We start from the raw sequence: 19,181 nt of genomic DNA, 5'->3' as shown, positions 1-19,181 counted from the left end.
TTGGGCCAACTCAAAGGACAACGACCCTTCGGCAACCGGCCCGCTTGCTGTCGTTTCGCGCTGGAAAGCAAAACCTCCCAAGTCCCCGCACGGATCGCTCCCGCAGGCTTCTGCGAGATGACCAAGCGCCATGGATTTGCCAAGGGTTCGGCCGCCGAGCGCGATTGGCCGAACGCGATCATTCAAGACTGGCGTAGACCGTGCTGTCCATCTCGGCCGTGCCGGAGATGGCTACCAAAGTTGCGAGGGTTGACGTTGCGCCTGCCGCGGTCACGCGGCAGGATGCAGCGAGGTCGAATGGCCCGTTTCAGGGAGCCTTTGCATGGCGTTCTTCTTCTTTGGCATGAACCAGTCCCTGGATGGCTTTGTCGATCACGATCGTTTCCCCTTCGCCCCGGGCCCAAGACTCTATCGCCGCTTTGTCGAGCAGACGGAGAAGCTCGCCGGCAGCCTTTATGGCCGCCGCCTCTATGAGACGATGCGCTACTGGGACGAGGACCAGCCCGGCTGGGATGCGGACAGGCGCGCCTTTGCGGCGGCGTGGCGCAAGAACCCGAAATGGGTGGTCTCCAGGACGTTGCAGACGGTCGGGCCCAACGCAAGGCTGCTCGGCACGGAGACCGAGGCCGAAATCCGCCGGCTAAAAGTCGAGCTGGAGGGCGAGGTGGAGGTCGGCGGCCCTGAACTGGCGCGTTGCCTGACCGAATGGGGCCTGATCGACGAATACAGGATCTACCTGCACCCGCTCGTGCTCGGCCACGGCACGCCCTTTTTCGCCGGCCCCCGGCCGCCGCTGCGCCTGACCGGAACCGAGCGCTATGACGGCGACGTCATCCGGCTGAGTTATGTGCCGGCCTGATTGTGCCCCCGCCATGGCTCGAGCGGCGCGGTCCGGCGGGCAGGCGCGCGCAGCGGCTCGTTTCGCTTCACCAGGCGTAACGCAGCACGCCCTTGCCTGAACAGGACCGCGTCACGTCGGAGAATGCGCCTTCGAAGCCTGCCGTTGCCGACCAGCCGTTTTGCTATCTTGTCTCGACCGCAGCGCCGACCAGTGCTGTGTCGCGCGCCATGGCAGCGCCATTGACGACGAAAGTGGCGCCGGGCAGCGTCTGGAAGGTCGCGGACAGGCTGCGCTCGGGATCGAAATGATGGGCCCAGGCAAGGCGCCTGCGCAACGTCACCACGGCCTCGGCCATGGCAAAGGCTTTGCCCGCCCGCAATTCGACCGGATGCGGTTCGTCTCCTTGTTTGGTGTCAGCCGCTCCGCCATCGACTCCTCCTCGTCTGAAGGATGCCGGCCGGGGGGCTTGGGCACCCGGCCGGTCAGTCAGCTGTCACTTGGTGGTATTGATTGTGATGCGCTTGGCGTTCGCCTGCGCCCTTTCCGTCTTGGGCAGGGTCACGGTGAGGACGCCGTTCTTGAATGCCGCCTCCACCTTGTCCTCCTCGACTTCGCGGCCAAGAGCAAGGCGCCGCTCGAAACGCCCGTAATAGCGTTCGCTGAACTGACGATCCTTGTCTTCGGTTTCCGATTTCTTCTCGCCGCGAAGTGTGAGAACACCGTCTTCAAGCAGAACCTCGACATCGTTCTCGTCAAGCCCGGGCATTTCCGCGACCACCCGGATTTCCTTGTCGTTCTCCGAGAATTCGACGCTTGGCCAGGTGCCATTGCGAGGCGTCATGCGGCCAAGAACCGACGGTGTGTCAAAGTCCCGGAACACCTCGTCAAACAGCCGGTTGACGTTGCGATGCAGCGACATGAACGGATCCATGTCCTCACTGCGATTGATCGCCGGGGCCTGGTTGTTGCCACGGTTCCATGGGATCAGGTCACGTACACTCATTGCCTTTTTCCTTTCGTCTTTCTTGTTTGTCCTTTCTCGTTTGGTCGCAACGACACCCCCACCCCAGATGGGGTGTCGCACTGGACGGTTCAGTCAAGATCATGCCGCTACGTTGCCTTCGATCCGCTTCGAGGCTGACTTCGTGTCAGCGCCGGCGTTGATCGCGATCCGTCGCGGCTTCATCTCCTCGGGAATTTCCTTCTTGAGGTCGATGATCAGCAGGCCGTTCTCGAGCTTGGCGCCCATGACGCTGACATGGTCGGCGAGTTCGAAACGACGGTCAAAGGTCCTCATCGCCAGTCCATGGTGGAGATAAAAAACGTCGCCATTTTCCGTCTTCGAGCCGTTGATGACGAGCAGGTTTGGCTCATGGGTGATCGAAAGCTCGTCTTCTGCGAACCCAGCTACCGCAAGCGCGATGCGATAGGTGTCTTCACCGAGCTTGACGATGTCATAGGGCGGCCAATTGTCGGCCTGTGGGGAACTGGATTTTTCGAGCAGGTCGAAAATCCGGTCAAAGCCGATGCTCGACCTGTAGAAGGGAGAGAAGTCCATATTTGTTCTCATAGCTACATCCTCCTTGGAGCAACATAGGTACGAGGGCGCGCCAAGAAGCCTGGCGCTCCCTGACCGTGTCGACCCTTTGCAGCGGCCGACGGAATATGAGTTGGGAAGCGATTTGAGCGACGTCAAGGGGCGAGCCATCGAGCCGACATTTTGACGGCGTGGTGGTGGGTTCACAGGCTGGGGCCGCTGGAAAGCGCTCCGTCCAATGCCCATCTAGTCTGCTGGCAAATCGATGGAGTTAGCGATGACCATGACGCGGGAAGACGTTGTCTCGGTCCTCGGGCCGGTGGACGATACGATGATTGCACAAGTGATCCTGTCCGGCGCTTCGCTCGCGGAACTCAGGGAGGCGTGGGGGTGGGCGTTCGGCGACGACGCGTTGATGGGGCAAGGCCGCCCTCTGCCCGGAACGCGGGTTGCGGCACTGATCGACTTGATTGAACCCGACGATGAGGAGACAGAGGGCCCGGCTGCACCGGGCCCCGGTGCTCACTGAATCGTAAATACCCCATCCACTGCCTGCCACTCGGCAGGTTTGATCAGGCGGTGGTGGGCAACGCGCACGGAATGCAGCGCACCTTCAAGTTCCTGTTCCCAGTAGCTCAGGAAACCTCTCAGCGTTGGGAATTCCGGTGCGAGGTCGTATTCCTGCCAGACATAAAGCTGCAACAACCGCGGGTAATCAGGAAGGTGATAATGGATCTCCGCGGTCGTGAGGCCGTAACCCTCCATCTGGAGCCGGAATTCCCTGCTGACCACAAGCTTCTTCTCGGTCACCATCAAGCGTCCAATCTTTCCGGGCGTTCGCGGTTGCCGCTCTGGTCGAATTTGCAAGCGACGTCGGCGCGGATTTCATCGAGCCGGCGAAGCGCATCCATGACGGCATCGAAAGTCACCGGGGCCGCAATGCCTGGTGGCTTGCGCAGGGCCGGTATGGATTCGACCGCGCATGCATCCGATGCCCAGGAGGCAAGAATGGCGCGCTTTTCCTCAATGCCGAGTTGATCGTCCGTTATCACGTCGTCGGGATGGCTGAAGAACCGGGCCGGGAAAAGCAGACGGTCCAGTGACAGATCCGTGATTTCAGGGGCGGTCGAGGGGATAATCGTCGGGACAGTTCGTTCCATCGATGGTCCTCCGTTACAAAAATCTCCTTGCGTTGACGATCCGACGATGGTCCCAGGCGAACCACCGTCGGACAGAAAAATTTGGAGAATTCGAACGAAATTGCAAGCCCCGCTTTCACGGCTTCGCGGCGGATAGCTGCATGAATTCAGCGCGCTAGCACTCGGCAAACCTGAGCGCTGGAATTTTTGCAGCCACCTCTTGAAACTCGAAAACACCTCACCCAGATCGATTGCGCGCGATGCCGAAGAGGGTCGCGCGCACCCCGCGCCGGCACCGCTTCGGATGCGGCGCGGAGGAACCTCAAAAATCTGTTTGTCCATGAGGAGAACGACATGACGTTCCGTCCATTGCACGACCGTATTCTGGTCCGCCGCATCGAGGCCGAGGAAAAAACGGCCGGCGGCATCATCATCCCCGACACCGCCAAGGAAAAGCCGCAGGAAGGCGAGGTCATCGCCGTTGGTCCGGGCGCCCGCGACGACAGCGGCCAGTTGCTGTCGCTCGACGTCAAGGTTGGCGACCGCATCCTGTTCGGCAAATGGTCCGGCACCGAGATCAGGCTCAATGGAGAGGATCTCCTGATCATGAAGGAGTCCGACGTCATGGGCGTGATCGATGCCGCGGTCCAGGCGAAGAAGGCCGCCTGAGTGGAACCTGCCGTTTTGAGAAGGAGCAAGAAAAATGGCTGCTAAGGAAGTCAAATTCCACACCGAAGCCCGCGAGAAGATGCTGCGCGGTGTCGACATTCTCGCCAACGCTGTGAAGGTCACGCTCGGTCCCAAGGGCCGCAACGTTGTGATCGACAAGTCGTTCGGCGCCCCTCGCATCACCAAGGACGGCGTCACCGTCGCCAAGGAGATCGAGCTGGAGGACAAATTCGAGAACATGGGCGCGCAAATGGTGCGCGAGGTCGCGTCCAAGACCAGCGACATCGCCGGCGACGGAACCACAACGGCGACCGTGCTTGCCCAGGCGATTGTCAAGGAAGGCGCCAAAGCTGTCGCTTCCGGAATGAACCCGATGGACCTGAAGCGTGGCATCGACAAGGCGGTCGACGCCGTGGTCGCGGAACTCAAGGTCAATGCGCGCAAGGTGACCAAGAACGACGAGATCGCCCAGGTGGGGACCATCTCGGCCAATGGTGACGCCGAAATCGGCCGTTTCCTTGCCGAGGCCATGGAAAAGGTCGGCAACGAGGGTGTCATCACCGTCGAGGAGGCCAAGACCGCGGTGACCGAGCTCGAAGTCGTCGAGGGCATGCAATTCGATCGCGGTTATCTCAGCCCGTATTTCATCACCAACCAGGACAAGATGCGCGTCGAGCTCGACGAACCTTACGTGCTGATCCACGAAAAGAAGCTGTCCAACCTGCAGGCGCTGCTTCCGGTTCTGGAAGCGGTGGTCCAATCCGGCAAGCCGCTGCTGATCATCGCGGAGGACGTCGAGGGCGAGGCCTTAGCCACGCTCGTCGTCAACAAGCTGCGTGGCGGCCTCAAGGTCGTGGCCGTCAAGGCGCCTGGCTTCGGCGATCGCCGCAAGGCGATGCTGGAAGACATTGCTATTCTGACCGGCGGCACGGCGATCTCGGAAGATCTCGGCATCAAACTCGAGAATGTAACGCTGAACATGCTGGGCCGCGCGAAGAAGGTGGTCGTCGAGAAGGAAAACACCACCATCGTTGACGGCGCCGGCTCCAAGACCGAGATCCAGGGGCGTGTTGCCCAGATCAAGGCCCAGATCGAAGAGACCACTTCGGACTACGATCGTGAGAAGCTGCAGGAACGCCTCGCCAAGCTCGCCGGGGGCGTCGCCGTCATTCGCGTCGGCGGCTCGACCGAGGTCGAGGTGAAGGAGCGCAAGGATCGCGTCGATGACGCCATGCATGCCACCCGCGCCGCCGTCGAAGAAGGTGTGTTGCCGGGCGGCGGCGTTGCCTTGCTGCGCGCAGTGAAGGCGCTCGACAATGTCCAGGCCGACAATTCCGACCAGAAACACGGCATCGAGATCGTGCGGCGCGCCCTCGAAGCGCCGGTGCGACAGATTGCGGAAAACGCTGGCGCCGAAGGCTCGATCATCGTCGGCAAGCTGCGCGACAAGGCCGAGTTCGGCTATGGCTGGAACGCACAAACCAATGAGTTTGGCGACCTCTACACACAGGGCGTCATCGATCCGGTGAAGGTGGTGCGCACCGCACTTCAGGACGCGGCATCCGTCGCTGGCTTGCTGGTCACCACCGAGGCGATGGTGGCCGAGAAGCCGAAGAAGGACGCGCCGCTGCCGGCGATGCCCGGCGGTGGCATGGACTTCTAAGAGACAGAGGCCGTGTCCGCGTCCATCGAGGCGCGGACACGGCCAGACGGACGGGTGATTGGCATGGATACGAGCAACATCAACAAGATTGCGCCGCCGCAACGTGCCGCTACCGAACTCGATTATGAGGCCGATCTTAAAGTCGTGCTGGAGCCGGTGCTGACCGAGGTGCTCGACACGGCAGAATCCGCGGGCTGGGACCGGCGGAAGGCAGCGTACACGGTGATGCTTCTGGCAGCACGGCAGTTGTCAGCCGGAAAATCGACCCCGAAAACGGATGTTGGAAAGGGTTGAGAAAATGGAAGTGGCGCATGCCGGCAAATGAAAGGAACGGACAGTATCGTCCGTTCCAACCCGGTTAGACCCGATAGCCAGCCGGAAGCGTCGAAAGGAGGAACCTGGAGCTTCGGGGCGAAGAAAGATGACCATGAGTTCGTCGAGTTGTCTTGCCGCGCTTTCGGCAGTTGTTCTCGACATGACCCGGCAGTCCAGCCTGCGCGCCGCGCTACCGCAGCCTCTCGCTGGTTTTGCCGCGCGCTCTGCTGGCCCCGCTGGTCGCCGATCTCGACGTCTTGCATGGGCGCATCCTGCAGCGCTCGACCGCGCTCAACGCGATGCTGGCCCGCCATCTGGGCGCGCCTTACGACGAAGCCCCCGTGCTGGCTGCGAAGGACGCCGGTGCCGCCGCCCACGGCACGGCAGCCCTTGTGGCGGCCTTCGCCGGCGCCTCGGCCCATGGCCGCGGGATGATCGGGCAGGCGTCCGCCGGCACCTCGCTGCAGGCCGCGCGCCGGCTCATCGAGGCGAACGTGCCCGAGCCCGATCTCGGGCCGGAATTCTTGTGCCAGCGGCTCGGCATGTCGCGGGCCAAGCTCTACCGGCTGACCAACAGCTTGCGCGCCTCGAGCGCGAGGCTGACAAGATGGGCAAGCCCGCCCGCATCAAGGGCGTGAAACCCGACGCGCTCGACCAGTTGGCGCCGGAGGCCGAGCCGAATAGCCACCGGTTTCGGTCGCCGGGGGAGCGGGCGGACTATGTGAACGGCGTTGTCGACGACATCTTTTCCCAGGTCACCAGTCGGGCAAACCAGGACATGCCGTTCTATGACATCGTGATGTCGAGACACGGGCTGCTGGCGGGACGCCCCTTCGACATCGATTTGGATCGCATCGAGGAGTTTCTTGAACACGATGTCGAATTGATCGGCCGGCGCTTTGCCCGCGTCGTTGCGGCCGACGTCCAACTGGCACGCCTGGACAGGCGCCTTGGCGGGCCGGGCAAGCCGACGCTTCAGAGCCAGCTGAGCCGGCTGGAAGACGATTACCGGCAACTGCGTGAACAGGTGCAGGCATCCGACATGGACGAAGCAGCCAAGGCCAAGGCACTCCAGGACCTGACCCGCCGGGAAAGCAGCGACATCGCGGACGTCACCGCCATGCGCGATCTTCTGCGCGGGCAGTCCGGGCTCGACAGCCGGCACACCGACTTCGCCCGCGTCTTGCGGACGGCGGGGCTGTTCGAGGTCATGGGTCGGCTCGCCGGCATGCTGGTTTCGTCGCTGGGAGATGCCGTGCGGCCGGCGATGGTCCACGGGCTGGGCCGGTATATGAACGAAGGTATCGCACCGCTGGTCACCAATCTCGGCGCGATCAAGTTCGCGGCCGCCGATGCCAGGCGCCTTTACACGGTGGTGAAACACCTGTTGCGCTCGCGTATCGCCGCCATGGCCGGGCTGACCGATCCTCATGCGATGATTCCGCCCTTCGAGCAACTGATCGACAACATGGGCACCACCTTCTCCAGAATGACGCTGCTGCCGTTCCTGACCGACGTGAACACGCACGTTTCTTCAGCGCTGGTCCAGAACCGCATCCTGAAGAATGTGCTGGCGGCGAGCGATGGCGCTTCCCTGCCGGCCCGAGAGCTGGTCATTGGCGATTTCTTTGAGCAGCCGACTGTATCGCTTGATGAGCTCTATGCGGTGGTCGGCAAACGGCAGGCCGAACTCGTCGCCGCGGGAAGCGAAGTCGCCGAGGCAACCGGCTCGACCTTCGTAAATTCTGGATTCAAGGACAAGGAGAAAGCGGCAGTCAAGATTGCGCGCAAGGGATATGACGACGCGTCCCACCTGACGGATGTGGTCCGGGCCGGTTTCGTGGTCGAGACACCTGCCCGGGCCGACGAAGTGGTTGCGAAGCTGGCGGAGCGATACGACGTTCTAGACGAAGGCTGGAAGAAAAAGACCAACGGCTACTTCGACCGCAAGGTCATCCTGCGCTTTGACGATGGAACGGTGGGTGAGGTCCAGCTATGGGAATCGAACCTGCGTGACGCGAAGTTCGGACGCGGGGAAGAGCTGTACAATCTCGCGCGAGATCTTGATCCCACGTCCGAGGAATTCCTCAAGCTGGAGAAGGAGGCCGAGAAGCTCTATTCGGCGGCGCGGGCTGCTGCAGGCGAGACCTGGTCGAGCGAGAACATCGGCGGGTTCAGTTCGCCGAAGCTCTTGAAGCGTTCGCGCCAGGCCTCTTCGGAGAGCACGTCGGCGGTTTCCCAGACATCCATGAAGTCCACCGGAACCCAAGGGGAGTTGGGCTTGAGCATGGCGAATGCTCCGGCTTCACCGATGACTGCTGGGCGGTTATCCCAATTCACTAAATTGGTGGGGCGCATATCGGATTCCTTGTTTGGAAAAAGTGTAACACAGCCGGGAATCCGGGGCTATGCGGGCCTTTCTGCGGCCGACCGCAAATACATGGAATTCGTCGGTATCGACGAGGATATGGCCTTAAGAATTGCGGCCCAGTACTCACTGTTCGGACAGATCGAAGAGACTGTCCACATTCCGCTGATCGGGCGCTGGACCGATGACGAAGCGCGCCGCGCCTTCACTGCCGCCGTCAACAAGGACGTCGACACCACGGTGGTCACCGAGAGCTTGGCGGATGTGCCGCTGTTTGCTCACACGCCGGAGGGCAGGGCCTTGCAACAATTCACGAGCTTCGCGCTGGCCGCCAATCAGCGTGCATCGATGCACGGCCTGCAAGACGGTCCGGGCTCGTTCGTCTCGGGCACGCTGGGCATGTCTGCTCTGGGCATGCTGGTCTACTGGCTCGAGGCCATGGAATCGGGCAGCGAGCTTGCGGAGGATTCCGAAACATGGATTGCCGCAGGGCTGGACCGCTCCGGCATCATGTCGGTCGGCATGGAGATCAACAACGCCTGGGAAAAGCTGGGCGGCTCCGGCTTCCATGCATTGGCCTCGGCAGGCGGGCAATTGCCCGATCCGACAGCCGAGGCGCGCCGGCCCGCCGCGCGCGTCGCCGATCGGGACGCCTACGGCTCTCGGCTCGGCCCGTCATTCCGGCTTGGGACAGATGCGGCGCGGTTGCTCGGCATTCCCGCTCACGCCTCATCAGGTGATCTCGCTATGTTGTCTGGTGATGTTGACCGCCGCTCCAGGATGGCGCCGTTCCTGACGCTGCCCTATTGGCGCTGGATCATAGAGGGTGGCTTCGGGTTGCCGGACGATTTCAGAGGTGTCGAACCTGAGCTCACCTCCCTGGCCGCATAGGGCGGCGCTTTTCAGGGGACGGCAACTGGCTGCAACTCATCTCGACATATGTCGGGGCTGGACTGTGGACGGACACTGTCGAGGGAAAAAGAGGGTGCCGCTGTGCCCGATTCCCGCCCGCCAGCTCTCTACCGGACGGGGACACGTCCGGCGGCCTTACAACAGGCGATGCTCACGAATTGGAGGGCCGCTATGGCGTTTCGGGTTTGGGGTACCATATCTGAATTCCGGGGCTGCGCCGGTCTGGATCAGGCGGCCCGACGATCGGATCCAGCGGTCCGGGTGGCGACAGCTGGTCGATCATCGGCGGGTCCAGTTCGCCGAAGCTCTTGAAGCGTGCGCGCCAGATCTCTTCGGGGAGCACGTCAGCGTTCCACCAGACATCGACGAAGTCCACTTCTACCCAATAGGAGTTGGGGCTGAGCATGGCGAATGCTCCGCGTTCACCGATGATCGCAGGACGGCGGTCCCAATCTACCAAAAGGGTGCGGCGCTTGTAGGGTTCCGTGTCCGGTGATGCAGCACTTGCGGATTCCCCGGCTGCGCCGGCCGGGAGCGCAGGCGATGGCGGCGCCGAGGCAGAAGGCTCCGCAGCCGGCCGGCCGGTCGGTTCCTGCGCTCGGGGCAAAACCTGGTCGAACATCGGCGGGTCGAGTTCGCCGAAGCGCTTGAAGCGTTTGCGCCAGATCTCTTCGGGGAGTATGTCACCGGACCACTGGACATCTACGAAGTCCACCGGCACCCAGAGGGAGTTTGGCTTGAGCATGGCGAATGCTCCAGCTTCACCGAAGATCGCCGGACAGCCGTCCCAATCCACCAATCGGGCGCCGCGCCTATAGGGTTTCGTGTCTGGAGGAGGTGCACTTCCGGCTTCCGGGATTGCGCCGGCCTGCAACGCAGGCGATGGCTGCTGCGGCGCCGAACCTCGTTCTTTGGCCATCCACCCGAAGAGCAGGGAAAACAGGCCCCTGAGGAAACCCAGATTTTCCTGCGTTGGACAGGCCATCCAGACGCCAACGGAATACCCGACCATCGCGACCGGATCGGCATTGGTCACACACGGCTTGTTGTAATTTTCGATGATGGTGGCGAGCTCATCCCGATTGCGGAGGCCGATCACTTCGAGCACCGCGTGCGTGCTGGCATACTCGAAATTCGTGCCGATCTTGGACGAGAAATGTCTCGCGGCCACCATGGCGAACAGACCCGCGAGCAAGCGCACGTCGCTGTCGACGACCGAGCGGGGTGTAATGATGTGGCTTACGAGAAGCGCTGCCGAGCGCGGCGCAAGCTGGGTATCGGACCCGGCGGCTATCATCTCGCCGCCGATCGTGGAGATGGCCGAGCGCAGCATGGCGAGGTTTTGGCCTCTGGCGCGCGCCTCCGCGAGGAGTGCTTGCTCCCTGCGGGCTTTTCTGCTGCGAAGCAGATCGAACAGTCCCATGAGAAGCCCAGTCGAAGGTCGGTTTGACCCTGGGTTGAGGCGGCGCAACACCAGGGTATGAAAACGGTAGAAGATCGCCAGCAGGAAAAGGTTGGCGATCAGGCCCAACGCTATGCCGGGAGCCTCGGTCGGCCTGACCAAGGGCATCAGGACTGCAAACACGATCGCCCCGAGAGTGATCGTCAATCCGACCGCAATCCTGCTCTTGAGTTCGAGAGCGGTCGCCAACAGAAATGCCATGAAGGCAATCCGTGCAGGGTCAATCAACAGATCGATAAACAGGCCCATCGTCCAAGCTTCGCTTATTTTCGCGTATAACGTGTATTCAACCTGAAATTGCCGCCCCTTTCAAGGCCGGCTCTCGGCCACGAAATCGCGCTCGCCCCATGCCGCACGGACAGAACCGAGCGGCACGATGTCGCCGATGCCGGATGTCCATCGCGCCCAGGCCGGCCATTCCGACCATCGGTCAAACAAACGAACAAGCATTGGTGCCCCTAGGGTCGCTGCGGTCCGAGCTCGCTCGCGCCAGCGGTTTCATGCCGGTTCTGCCCGCGACGAACAAGATTAGCGCAGATCGTCTCGACCTGCGCTGCTTCTGCGCCGGTGCCCTGACTTCTGATGGCAACAATCGTCCCAGACGTCGATCGATCTGACGGCGCGTGGTTCGCGCCAGGCGCAAAAGCATCGGCCTGTCTCTCCGCATCACCACCCTGAACCGCTCGCCGCGGCGAGCCCCATTGCCTTGAGGACAAGATATGGCGACGGAATTCGACAATTCGCTGCATTGGGGCCTGTTCCTCACCGGAACCACGCTGACCAGCGAGACCGGAAAATATGTCAGGGTGTCCGAGCTGGTTCTGTCGGCGCTTCGCGCGGCCGGCGTGTTCAGCAACATGGTCGACGGCATCGTCGCACCCGCAACCGACAAGCTCTGGCTCGACAAGAATGTCGATCCGGCCGTGCTCAAGGAGTGGGACGCGACCGGGGCGTCATGGGTGCCGATGAGCTATGGCAGGCTGTTCGGCCGCGCCGCCGTGGACAAGCTTACGGTGACGGGCGGCACCGGCAATGCCGTCGTGGTATCCCAGCCGGTGGGATTCCAAGCGAACCGGCTATACCTGATGACGCCGACGCAGAACAACAGTGCCGCTGCCACCATCACGGTCGCCGGTGTCGGCAGCTATGGCGTGAAATATGGCAACGGCGCCGACATCGGCGCGACCGAGTTCAGCGCCGGACGGCAGGCGGTGCTGTTCTTCACCGGTGTCCGTTTCGAGGTGGTGTTTCCGCTCAGCGAACTGTCGGCGACTGTTCTGGCGGCGCAGGCATCGGCGAGTGCTGCTGCAGCGTCGGCAAGCTCATCGTCGACTTCGGCGTCGAATGCAGCGACCTATGCTACCAATGCGGCGAACAGCGCGACTGCCTCGGCAAACAGCGCGACCGCTGCGGCCAACGCGGTGGCAGCGCTGCCGTACAACTTCTCGACCACGACGACCGACGCCGATCCTGGCGCCGGCATCTTCCGGCTCAACAACGCGGCTCCCGGCTCGGCAACCGCTGCCTATATCGACAATGTCGACAGTGACGGCGTGACGGCGACCGGCGTGCTCGATACATGGGACGACAGCACGACAGCGGTGCGCGGTGTCCTGACGATCCGGTCAAAGACGAACGCAGCGATCCGCCACAGCTACAACGTCACCGGCTCTGTGGTGGACGGTAGCGGCTATCGCAAGTTGACGCTGGCATATGTCGGCGGATCTGGCACGCTGGCCAACGGCGCAGCCCATTGGCTCATCTTCGAAAGGACGGGTGACGCCGGCGAGGTAACGTTGACTGGTACCCAGACGCTCAGCAACAAGACACTGACTAGCCCCATCATCAACGGAACCCTGAATGCACAGGGCGCTATCGTGGCCATCAACACGAGCGCGTCAGTAGGAGCAGCCCCTACGTTGGAACTCTACCGGGACGCCGTGATTACCGGGAACACCGGTATCATCCGCTTCCCAGGGAAGAACGCCGCCGGAACAAAGGTCAATTACGGCGACATCGTTGCGTCGATCATGAACAACGGGGTGGGGGTGGAATCCAGCGTACTGGATTTCCGCACCTATTGGGCCGGTGCTTATGCGGTCAAGTTCACCATCGGCTCCGGTTTCTGGATGAACGGTGCGGCCGGTGGCGACCCAGGCACAGGAAAGATCAATGCGACCGAACTGCAGCAGAACGGGGTGCCAGTCGCGACGGCTATCGCCACCTCGCAGGGAGTTGCCAAAGCCTGGGTGAACTTCAATGGCACCGGCACTGTCGCCATCAATGACAGTTTCAACGTGTCCTCGATCACCGACAACGGAGTTGGCAACTACACAGTCAACTTCGCAACAGCATTGGCCAATGCCAACTACGCCGCGGTTGGCATGGCCAGTGGCAACCTCAGGGATGTGAACTATAGCGGCGGCACTAAGACAACCACAGCACTTGGCATTGTGGTGGGCGAGTCGAACGTTGGTGGTGTTGACACCGCATATGTAGGCATCATTGTCATGGGAGACTGATCATGAACAATCGTATTATTTTCCCATCACTTAATGGTGGGGTGTGTGTACTTATCCCCGCTGGCAAGAGTGGCATTCCTATCGAAGAGATTGCCCGCAAGGACGTCCCTGCTGGCGTCCCGTATCGCATCATCAATGTGACCGATCTGCCCGAAGACCGCTCTGAGCGAGAGCTATGGTCGGCAGACTTCGCCAAACCAGACGGGCACGGGATCGGTTCTGAAGCATGGTTCGCAGAACAGGAGGCAGGGCAGTGAGCGTCATTACTATCCGACCGGCGCCACCACCAGCAATCGACGACTACAGGAAGGCGATCGAAACGCTCCTGGACGGTGAAGCCCGGACACGTAGCTATGACAGCGCGATATCAATCGCCACGTACATGGGTAGCACGAATGCCCAATGGGCCTTGGAGGCGGGGGCTTTTGTCGCTTGGCGAGACGCTATCTGGGCCTATGCTTACAGTGAACTCGAAAAGGCATCCAACGGCCAGCGTTCTCGGCCGGCCGTCTCGGAGTTCCTAGCCGAATTGCCGTTGATCAACTGGCCGGCCTAGGCCGCTTTCGGTACCACGCGTCCCATCGGGACCAAAGGCGATGCACGCGTTCATACCCTCGCAGCTTCATCAACCGATCGATATCCTTTTCTGCCTGCGTAAAGTTGTGCTCGATAGCAAATAGGCGGACGTCATAGTGCCCGAAATCAAAGCCAGCGAGGATATCGGGCTCGCTGCCTTCGGTGTCGATACTTATGAAATCGATCCGTTTCGGGGCGTTGTAGCGGGCAAGCAGGTCATTCAGACTGATAGTTGTCTGAGTCACCCTCGAATGGTTCGCGCGGCGAGGCGCATGGCTGTCCCCTCCTGCGTACTGCTGCATCGTGGACAACTCGGGTGCGTTTGGGACAAACAGCATCTCCACTTCAACGCCGGAAGTTTTCCCGACGGGCTGCATGCAGAGAGGAGATCTGCGCCGGCTGGTGATGCGTTCTTCCAGCGCCGGATTAGGCTCTGCCAAGATGCCAGACCAGCCTATCTGTTCAAGCATGAGGGTATTGGAATGGGCAACCCCATCATAAGCGCCGACCTCTACAAAGAATCCGTCAGTTCTATCTCCCACCTCCGACAGCGCCCAGAGGTCTTGCTGGAGTTGCGAATAGCTTTTGCGTTCCCCCTGGCCTCGGACGAACGCTGGTGGGAATGCTGATCTGATAAGGTTGCTTAATCGCATAGGGACCCCAGCGGAATAGACAGGGCAGCTTTAGACTATCGGCAGCCACTTTCAAACCGTCTTCGAAATTCGCAGCCTTCCCCGTATCCTGCGGGAACAACAGCACAGCCCCAAGCGCCGCTTTCGCTCGTATGATGCCGAACTGGGTGATAGCTGGGCAGCGCCTATAGCCGACAGTGTTCGCGTTTATTGTCAATTTGCCACGTGTCTTGTCGCAGTAAACCTCAGAGTTTCGTGGCCACTATTCCCAGATCGGGAAGGTTCGGATCGTTGGAGAAGTGGCGATCGATCTTAAATCCGAGTGCCTCAACCATCCTCAAGAAGTCTGTCACATCGTCGGTGATGTTGTAGTGGCCAATGTCGGGTGTCGGCCCGTGGTTCATCTCGGACCAGAACAGAAGCCTGCAGCCAGGGGCAGCATATCGGGCAATATTCGAGACGATAAAAGGCCATTTTGGAGAATGGTCGATGCAATTGCGGACGTAGATCAACCCGTCAATGGCACGTTCCATCTCCGCGATCGGCTTTGCCGCATCGGTGGAAAACAGTCGGCCACCCTCGAATACGTCGAAGCCAAAATGTCGACGCTGATACTCGACGATTTTCGCGCCCGTCGGCTCGATGATGTAGGGCGGGATGGTCGGAGCGAATCCGTAGATCATTGGGCCGCAACTGGGGCCGATCTCAAGGTTCTGACGGTCCCTGGCGTGAAGGCAGAGCGCATCGAATTCGGCCTCGTGCCCCTGAAAGAAGTAGCTCTTGAGGGTTGCGACGATGTGGGATCGGTCAGACTTGAGCGAGGTCAGGTAATCGCTAAATGCCTCGCCCTCCATCCATTGCCGAGTGAAGTTGAACTCATAGACCTGGGAGTTTTCCCAGGTTTTCGGCATGGGATTTTTGCCCCTCAGTAACTGTCGCAGGCTCGGCATTTCGAAAATCCCCATCAGGTAATGGCGACCTACCACTTCTTTTGTTCTTCGAAAAGCGAGTAGAACCACTTTCAAGCGTCTGCGAACTTAGCCTGAGTAGTCCGGACCTGCAGGAACGTAGGTAACATCCCACCATGGACCGCAACGCCGCGCGGGCGCTAACGCTCGTCCTGAAACATGAGGGGGCTGGTCGGATCATCCGGCCGATCCTGGCAGCGCCACCATGAAGGGGTGACGCTGGCGAACGTCCGCCGCGACGTGAGCCCGGGCGATCACCCATATCTGGTGGCGTTAGAGATCGAGCTCGATCTATCCGCACAAGCGGTCGGCGCGATTTGCGTTGCGGCCGGCAAGATCACCTCGGCGCCATGCATTCGCATTGCCTGCCACGTGCTCCGGCACCTGGCCTGGCGTGCGCATTCAACTGTGGCCGGAGCGGTCAGGCCGACTTGTGCCTGCCGCGAAATACCGACCAGGCAATCAGGCCGGCCCCGATCAGGCTTGCACCCCAGGCGATCAGCGCCGGCATCATCGGACTGCCGAAACATCCATAGAGGCCGATGTAATCCATCTGGTAGCAATGTCTGGCCGGGCTTTCGTTGTCAAAGCTGTAGGTTCGCGTGAACATTCCGTTGAAGAACAGGAACACGCCGGCGATGAGGATCACCCACTTCATTCAGCCCTCCCTCCCGTTGATGCTGGCAGATTGAACGACTTCATCATCAAAGGAAATCACCAGTGGCCGCAATCTACACCGGCGCTCGTCCTGAAACGTGAGGGGGGCTGATCGCACCGTGATCCGGATGCCATGGCTGCTAGCTAGTAGCCGGCCAGCCAGAAGAGCCGCTAGCCGCACCGAACGCCACGGCGATGTAGAACAGGTCAGTCCATTGCGGTCCTGGAACGTCGCTCAGATGGTCGACAGGTGCCATGTGCTCGACGCGTGAGCCCCCTGAGCCACGGAGATATAGAGCGCGTCTTTCAAGGTCATTGTCGCTGCGGGACGACTTCAGATCGGCCGTCATATTCGCCTCCCAAGAAGATTGCTTAACTCCTTGGACGGCTGACCGTTCCATGCCAGTGCGGGGCAGTCTGGCGCCTGGCCGCCCCCGGTGGAGGAAGAGGGATGGCCCCGCTCACTGCTGCGGGGCCCATCAGGACTACGCGGCGTCCGAGACGTCCGACATTTGGTCGAAAATGCCATCCGGAAGGCCGAGGGCTCGCGCAATGCGGTCCCGGTATCCCTTTTCGAAGCGATGTCCGGCCTCGATGCTTTCGACTTCATCAACCGTAAGCCCGCTTGTTACAGCGACGGCGCCGATCGAATAGCCCAAATATTGGCGGTAAGCCTGGATGGCGGGCGTTCCATTTGCAATTGCTGACAGAACTTGCGCCGGCAGCGCGAAGGGCGTTGCAATAGACATTTAGCCTCCAAATTTTGAGTACAGCGCTGGCGGTTGTTTGAAATGCGTCAGCGCTGATTGAGATGGCATGCCGGAAAAGCCGGCAACCGAAAGCGTCACTCCCGAAACGGTGAGAGGCGCAATCGCAATATGGTGCCTGGCCCCGAAGTGATCAAGCCATTCCGCCGATGTCAGATCGTCGGACGAACGCGACGTCGCGTCACCGCGCCTGCTGGCTGCTCAAACCAATCCCAACCGAAGGAATTTTTCATGGACCGCAATTTCGCGCGGGCGCTAACGCTCGTCCTGAAGCATGAAGGCGGCTGGTCGGATCATCCGGCCGATCCTGGCGGCGCCACCATGAAGGGGGTGACGCTGGCGAATTTCCGCCGCTACGTGAAGGCGGATGCAACCAAGGACGATCTGCGCGGGATCACCGACGCGCAGCTGGCCACCGTCTACCGGCGTTTCTACTGGGACGCCGTGCATGGCGCCGAGCTGCCCGACGGCGTCGATCATGCCGTCTTCGACTTCGCCGTGAACAGCGGGCCGGGCAGGGCGGCCAGATATCTGCAAGGCGTCGTCGGTGCCGTCCAGGACGGACGGATCGGCCCGGCGACGCTGAACGCTGTCAGCGCCATGATGCACGCCACCGTCATCAACGACCTGTGCGACAGGCGCATGGCCTTCCTGCGCGGCCTCGCCACCTGGCCGACATTCGGCAAGGGCTGGACGGCCCGTGTCTCCGCCGTTCGGTCGGCGGCGCTGAAGCTGGCCGTGCCCAACGCGCCTGAACACGCGCCGCCGTCACCCGCGCCGGTGGGGCACCCAGTGGACGTCAAGCAACCGACCGCCCCCACCAGGAGCGGCCTGGCTTCATTCCTGCAACTCATCACCAGGGCGATCGCCGCCTGGTTCATCAGAGGACACCGACCATGGCACCGATAATCCGCATCCTGCTGCGTTATGTCTCGCTTCCCCTGCTGGCGCTCGGCCTGATCCTGCCCGAGGAACAGCAGGCGCTCGTCGCCGATCCGCAGCTTGTCGAATGGCTGGGCACCGGCCTTGGCCTCGTCGCCTCGATGGTCGCCGAGGGCTGGTACTGGGGCGCGCGCCGCTTCGGATGGACGAAATGACCGATCGCGCCGTCACATCAGGCGAGGCGCTGACTGTCATGGGCTCCATGCTGGGGCTGGTCGTTGCCGTCGTCATCCTGCTCGCAATGCATGCCACGCGGCAGCGCTGGGGAAGGGGCGGCTCATGACCGGCTTCCTGCTCTCCAACCCGACGCTTCTGGCGGTCATGGGCGGCCTTTTGGCCGCACTGGTCGCTTTCCTCAAAGGCAACAGCCGCGGCGCCCGCCGTGAGCGCGACCGGCAGGCCAGGGCCGAGCAGAAGGCGAGGGACATCGCCTGCGAGGTGCAGTCGGACATTGGCGCCATGTCTCCCGACCAGCTGCGCGCCGAGCTCGCCAGAAGGACACGACAATGAGGGCGCGGCCAGAACCACACGACCATGAGGAAACGGCAATGAGGACACGACAATGAAGCGCCGGCTGCTCGACCTGATCACCCGCATCCTGCTTCTGATCGTCGTGCTGACGGGCGCTGCCGCCTGCACCGCCGCGCGCGGCAGCATCTGCCTGGGTCCAGACCTCCGCTATCGGCAACAGGTCTATGACGCCATGAACGAAGCCGAGGCAGCGCGCCACCTGGCCGCCCTCAAGCTGCGCGAACAGCTCTGCCCGAGGTCGAGATGATCATCCAGGCCACGCTTCTCACCATCAACGACGTGCTGCTGATCGGCTTCGGTCTGTCGATCGGCTGGCTGGCGGTGGCCGGCTGGCGGCGGGGGGCACCGACATGAACGAACGGAACACGGAAATCGACGGCGACCTGCGGTCCCGGCTGGTGGCGCTCGAGCATCAGGGCGCCAGCCGCGACCAGCGCCTGGCGGCACTCGAAGCCCGGCAGCGCCAGAGCGATATCGCCGAGGCACGCAAGGACGAACAGTTCAAGCACATGGACATGCGGTTTTCGACGCTCGACGCCAAGATCGACGGTGTCAGCGGCACGCTCAACTGGATCGCCAAGCTGGTCATCAGCGGCATCATCCTCGCCATCGTCGCCTTCATGATGGGCGGTGGCTTCAAGCTGCCCTGATCATGGACCGAAAGCCGACGTTCCTTGAGC

Annotated in this window: 26 protein-coding genes; 15 read left to right on the top strand and 11 right to left on the bottom strand. The window is 61.6% G+C overall.

The genetic code is table 11. The features are described 5' to 3' along the window. Window positions 1–322 precede the first annotated feature (322 nt). Window positions 323–859, top strand: coding sequence for a dihydrofolate reductase family protein (locus tag H5P29_RS22260; RefSeq protein WP_154387326.1), 537 nt, complete (start codon window positions 323–325; stop codon window positions 857–859). A 163-nt stretch (window positions 860–1,022) separates the two neighbouring features. Here the strand turns inward: H5P29_RS22260 and H5P29_RS32975 are convergent, their stop codons facing one another. The 3 genes from H5P29_RS32975 to H5P29_RS22245 form a co-directional block, all read right to left on the bottom strand. Then, complete coding sequence (locus H5P29_RS32975; RefSeq protein WP_371818580.1) at window positions 1,023–1,196, bottom strand: hypothetical protein; 174 nt, start codon at window positions 1,194–1,196, stop codon at window positions 1,023–1,025. Between the two features lie 138 nt (window positions 1,197–1,334). Further along, the gene (locus H5P29_RS22250; RefSeq protein WP_154387325.1) at window positions 1,335–1,844 is read right to left on the bottom strand and encodes an Hsp20/alpha crystallin family protein; all 510 of its coding nucleotides are present in this window, start codon (window positions 1,842–1,844) and stop codon (window positions 1,335–1,337) included. Window positions 1,845–1,943: 99 nt separating this feature from the next. Next, window positions 1,944–2,411 carry an Hsp20 family protein gene (locus H5P29_RS22245; RefSeq protein ID WP_067963583.1) on the bottom strand — a complete coding sequence of 156 codons (468 nt, stop codon included), beginning with the start codon at window positions 2,409–2,411 and terminating at the stop codon, window positions 1,944–1,946. Window positions 2,412–2,655: 244 nt separating this feature from the next. On the opposite strand from H5P29_RS22245, the gene H5P29_RS22240 reads away from it, so the two are divergent. Beyond that, window positions 2,656–2,907 (top strand): hypothetical protein, encoded by a 252-nt coding sequence (locus H5P29_RS22240; protein ID WP_154387324.1) that lies wholly within the window; start codon window positions 2,656–2,658, stop codon window positions 2,905–2,907. On the opposite strand, the gene H5P29_RS22235 is transcribed toward H5P29_RS22240, so the two are convergent. Together H5P29_RS22235 and H5P29_RS22230 are read right to left on the bottom strand one after the other, a co-directional pair. Further along, the gene (locus H5P29_RS22235; protein WP_154387323.1) at window positions 2,901–3,191 is read right to left on the bottom strand and encodes an usg protein; all 291 of its coding nucleotides are present in this window, start codon (window positions 3,189–3,191) and stop codon (window positions 2,901–2,903) included. The two genes, H5P29_RS22240 and H5P29_RS22235, sit on opposite strands and share 7 nt — an antisense overlap. Further along, the gene (locus tag H5P29_RS22230) at window positions 3,191–3,538 is read right to left on the bottom strand and encodes a hypothetical protein (protein WP_154387322.1); all 348 of its coding nucleotides are present in this window, start codon (window positions 3,536–3,538) and stop codon (window positions 3,191–3,193) included. The genes H5P29_RS22235 and H5P29_RS22230 overlap by 1 nt, the downstream gene beginning before the upstream one ends. Before the next feature lie 333 nt (window positions 3,539–3,871). On the opposite strand from H5P29_RS22230, the gene groES reads away from it, so the two are divergent. The 5 genes from groES to H5P29_RS22205 all read left to right on the top strand — a co-directional run bounded on the left by groES (window position 3,872) and on the right by H5P29_RS22205 (window position 9,423). Continuing rightward, window positions 3,872–4,186 (top strand): co-chaperone GroES, encoded by a 315-nt coding sequence (groES, locus tag H5P29_RS22225; RefSeq protein ID WP_067966797.1) that lies wholly within the window; start codon window positions 3,872–3,874, stop codon window positions 4,184–4,186. 34 nt (window positions 4,187–4,220) lie between these two features. Continuing rightward, window positions 4,221–5,849, top strand: coding sequence for a chaperonin GroEL (gene groL / locus H5P29_RS22220; protein WP_182573627.1), 1,629 nt, complete (start codon window positions 4,221–4,223; stop codon window positions 5,847–5,849). Between the two features lie 63 nt (window positions 5,850–5,912). Further along, a complete protein-coding gene (locus tag H5P29_RS22215) occupies window positions 5,913–6,143 on the top strand; it encodes a hypothetical protein (RefSeq protein WP_154385503.1) in 231 nt (76 codons plus the stop codon). Between the two features lie 233 nt (window positions 6,144–6,376). After that, window positions 6,377–6,802, top strand: coding sequence for a hypothetical protein (locus H5P29_RS22210; RefSeq protein WP_154385502.1), 426 nt, complete (start codon window positions 6,377–6,379; stop codon window positions 6,800–6,802). Next, on the top strand, window positions 6,772–9,423 hold the full coding sequence (locus tag H5P29_RS22205) for a hypothetical protein (RefSeq protein ID WP_154385501.1): 2,652 nt from the start codon (window positions 6,772–6,774) through the stop codon (window positions 9,421–9,423). Before H5P29_RS22210 ends, H5P29_RS22205 begins: the two co-directional genes overlap by 31 nt. Window positions 9,424–9,613: 190 nt before the next feature. Here the strand turns inward: H5P29_RS22205 and H5P29_RS22200 are convergent, their stop codons facing one another. Both H5P29_RS22200 and H5P29_RS22195 read right to left on the bottom strand, forming a co-directional pair. After that, complete coding sequence (locus H5P29_RS22200) at window positions 9,614–11,155, bottom strand: hypothetical protein (RefSeq protein WP_154385500.1); 1,542 nt, start codon at window positions 11,153–11,155, stop codon at window positions 9,614–9,616. Between the two features lie 60 nt (window positions 11,156–11,215). Then, window positions 11,216–11,356 carry a hypothetical protein gene (locus tag H5P29_RS22195; RefSeq protein WP_154385499.1) on the bottom strand — a complete coding sequence of 47 codons (141 nt, stop codon included), beginning with the start codon at window positions 11,354–11,356 and terminating at the stop codon, window positions 11,216–11,218. Window positions 11,357–11,625: 269 nt separating this feature from the next. On the opposite strand from H5P29_RS22195, the gene H5P29_RS22190 reads away from it, so the two are divergent. Together H5P29_RS22190 and H5P29_RS22185 are read left to right on the top strand one after the other, a co-directional pair. Next, window positions 11,626–13,428 (top strand): hypothetical protein, encoded by a 1,803-nt coding sequence (locus tag H5P29_RS22190; RefSeq protein ID WP_154385498.1) that lies wholly within the window; start codon window positions 11,626–11,628, stop codon window positions 13,426–13,428. Between the two features lie 2 nt (window positions 13,429–13,430). Continuing rightward, window positions 13,431–13,685: a hypothetical protein gene (locus tag H5P29_RS22185; RefSeq protein WP_154385497.1), complete on the top strand. Its 255-nt coding sequence runs from the start codon at window positions 13,431–13,433 to the stop codon at window positions 13,683–13,685. 282 nt (window positions 13,686–13,967) lie between these two features. Here the strand turns inward: H5P29_RS22185 and H5P29_RS22175 are convergent, their stop codons facing one another. The 4 genes from H5P29_RS22175 to H5P29_RS22160 form a co-directional block, all read right to left on the bottom strand. After that, window positions 13,968–14,474, bottom strand: coding sequence for an FkbM family methyltransferase (locus tag H5P29_RS22175; RefSeq protein WP_246786994.1), 507 nt, complete (start codon window positions 14,472–14,474; stop codon window positions 13,968–13,970). A gap of 407 nt (window positions 14,475–14,881) precedes the next feature. After that, on the bottom strand, window positions 14,882–15,547 hold the full coding sequence (locus H5P29_RS22170) for a hypothetical protein (RefSeq protein ID WP_154385496.1): 666 nt from the start codon (window positions 15,545–15,547) through the stop codon (window positions 14,882–14,884). Between the two features lie 478 nt (window positions 15,548–16,025). Continuing rightward, window positions 16,026–16,262: a hypothetical protein gene (locus H5P29_RS22165; protein ID WP_067963513.1), complete on the bottom strand. Its 237-nt coding sequence runs from the start codon at window positions 16,260–16,262 to the stop codon at window positions 16,026–16,028. 484 nt (window positions 16,263–16,746) lie between these two features. Further along, window positions 16,747–17,010, bottom strand: a complete 264-nt coding sequence (locus tag H5P29_RS22160) for an XRE family transcriptional regulator (RefSeq protein ID WP_067963511.1) — start codon at window positions 17,008–17,010, stop codon at window positions 16,747–16,749. Between the two features lie 249 nt (window positions 17,011–17,259). Here H5P29_RS22160 and H5P29_RS22155 point away from each other — a divergent pair, with 249 nt between their 5' ends. From H5P29_RS22155 to H5P29_RS22135, 6 genes are all read left to right on the top strand, one after another. Then, window positions 17,260–17,937 (top strand): glycoside hydrolase family 108 protein, encoded by a 678-nt coding sequence (locus tag H5P29_RS22155; RefSeq protein WP_067963507.1) that lies wholly within the window; start codon window positions 17,260–17,262, stop codon window positions 17,935–17,937. Further along, window positions 17,925–18,125, top strand: a complete 201-nt coding sequence (locus H5P29_RS22150; protein WP_154385495.1) for a hypothetical protein — start codon at window positions 17,925–17,927, stop codon at window positions 18,123–18,125. Before H5P29_RS22155 ends, H5P29_RS22150 begins: the two co-directional genes overlap by 13 nt. After that, a complete protein-coding gene (locus H5P29_RS32825) occupies window positions 18,122–18,253 on the top strand; it encodes a hypothetical protein (protein ID WP_256438480.1) in 132 nt (43 codons plus the stop codon). The genes H5P29_RS22150 and H5P29_RS32825 overlap by 4 nt, the downstream gene beginning before the upstream one ends. Continuing rightward, entirely contained in the window at window positions 18,250–18,480 is a 231-nt protein-coding gene (locus H5P29_RS22145) for a hypothetical protein (protein WP_154385494.1), read from the top strand. The genes H5P29_RS32825 and H5P29_RS22145 overlap by 4 nt, the downstream gene beginning before the upstream one ends. A 52-nt stretch (window positions 18,481–18,532) precedes the next feature. After that, complete coding sequence (locus tag H5P29_RS22140; protein ID WP_154385493.1) at window positions 18,533–18,748, top strand: hypothetical protein; 216 nt, start codon at window positions 18,533–18,535, stop codon at window positions 18,746–18,748. 103 nt (window positions 18,749–18,851) lie between these two features. After that, window positions 18,852–19,151, top strand: coding sequence for a hypothetical protein (locus tag H5P29_RS22135; protein ID WP_154385492.1), 300 nt, complete (start codon window positions 18,852–18,854; stop codon window positions 19,149–19,151). Window positions 19,152–19,181: the final 30 nt, after the last annotated feature.

It is taken from the genome of Aminobacter sp. MDW-2 (assembly GCF_014250155.1).
Taxonomy (GTDB): domain Bacteria; phylum Pseudomonadota; class Alphaproteobacteria; order Rhizobiales; family Rhizobiaceae; genus Aminobacter; species Aminobacter ciceronei.
Note: the sequence above shows the minus strand (reverse complement) of the source record. Positions and strands in the feature narration are given on the sequence as shown.